At 53.3% G+C, this 1,596-nt stretch carries 1 protein-coding gene; it reads left to right on the forward strand.

What is annotated here, in order from left to right; all coding sequences use genetic code 11:
- The first annotated feature begins 385 nt into the window (after positions 1-385).
- Positions 386-1,459, forward strand: a complete 1,074-nt coding sequence (locus ASILVAE211_RS25785) for a hypothetical protein (protein ID WP_227324208.1) — start codon at positions 386-388, stop codon at positions 1,457-1,459.
- Positions 1,460-1,596: the final 137 nt, after the last annotated feature.

Raw genomic sequence — 1,596 nt, forward strand, 5'->3', positions numbered from 1 at the left:
GAAACGAAATCCCAAGAGCGGACATTGCGTTATTGGAAGCAAACGGCCGAGATGGGTGGACAACGGACTGTCTGATTTCGGGCTCACAGGTGCCGTTAGCTGCCGTAAAAAGATGCCGACTTTCCCGCAAACGGCTGTGGTTCGGGAAAGCTTAGTGGATGCCGTGAAAGGCAGGGTTGGTGGACGCTAGCCTTTCCGGTTTCGAGGCGCATCCTGCGCGAGCCGACGTTGGCGACCTGCGCATTAGAACTCATTCCCGCAACCTGTCATGCCGGACGCCTGCAACACATGCAACTCGACCTCGCTGGGGTAGCCTAGCGTCGCGCAGCATCCTTCCGTAAAAGCAACTTAGACGGCAGAACTCTTATCAGCTTAGGTCGAAGATATGGCAAAACGCGATCCAGAAAAGACAGCACGAAATAAAGAGATTGCCGAACTAACAGGCAAATTACGTGGAATATTACCGAATGTATTCAAGCAAACTGGATACAAGACCGAAGCGACCGTTAATGCTACTATTGGCAGTAAGTCGGATTCCTTTATCGATCTGAAGCACGAGGTTATTAACTCTTCGGAGGAGTTTATCCAGATTTGGTTGCAAGGTTTGAAAGCTGAAGCAGACACAGATCGCCTCTACCCCAACGCCATTGATGAGCTCTGGCAGAAGCTACAAGACTCGAGAGCGTTTCAAGACTACCTCCTGATCTTCCTGCGCCGATCCTACCTCAAGCACTACGACGAACTCTCGAAAGCACGCCCGTTGACCGAACAGGCCGAACTCTGGATCGGCCAGAACAGCGCCGATTGGGGATTGCTGGTAACGCCTCGCTTCGCAGCCGGTGACTGGGAAAATGATGTAAGCGAAATTCGACATTTCCAGCCGAGGTATTGGTCTATCGGCCATGTGCTTGAAACCGGCCTTGTCGTGCCCGGGAAAAAGCGTAGACAGCGCTTCAGCGACGTCGACGCTTATCTGGAATTCTTCCAGAACGTTCTAGTAAGGGCGAACAAGTCCAGCCATGGTGATGCTCTCGCCGAGCGCTACGTGACCCATGTGCAGAAGGCGGCAAACCCCGAGGAAGTGCTGCTGCTGATCCCGGAGCTTCGCTATGCCGGCCGAGCGGCGAAGCATGAGTATCGACTTGATTTCTGCATCATCGACGTTGCCGCGGGTACGCGCGTTGGCTTCGAGCTTTCACCCTGGTCTTCGCACGGTCAGCTGGCCGGGACAAAAGGAAAGACGCAGGCTGAGATCAACGCGGAGGCAAGCGCCAACTTCGCTAGGGAAACGAGAAAGCTAAAAAATTACTTCCGCAGACACGGGATTACTGTGCTGGTCTTTACTGACGAAGATCTTGCAAATCCGGATGAACTCTTTGCAGAAGTTGCTAGATACTTGACGCCCAAAGCAGCGCCAAGACAATTGTCGCTCCGGATTTTAAGGGACTACTTTCGGTAGGAGGAGTAGGCGGACTACATCTCTTGTGGCCGCTCTCGGGACACCTTTTGGGTTGTGGGGGCGACGCTATTTGGTCGAAACCCGCCCCTGCTAGTAGTCGGATTTATGTCTACTTTCTGATTAGGCCACCCAAAAGC

The sequence above is a fragment of the Acidisoma silvae genome (assembly GCF_020618775.1).
Taxonomy (GTDB): Bacteria; Pseudomonadota; Alphaproteobacteria; order Acetobacterales; family Acetobacteraceae; genus Acidisoma; species Acidisoma silvae.

What these genes read in the sequence shown, in the direction of transcription:
- ASILVAE211_RS25785 (WP_227324208.1), top strand. Translation starts at nt 386, where the DNA reads ATGGCAAAACGCGATCCAGAAAAGACAGCACGAAATAAAGAGATTGCC.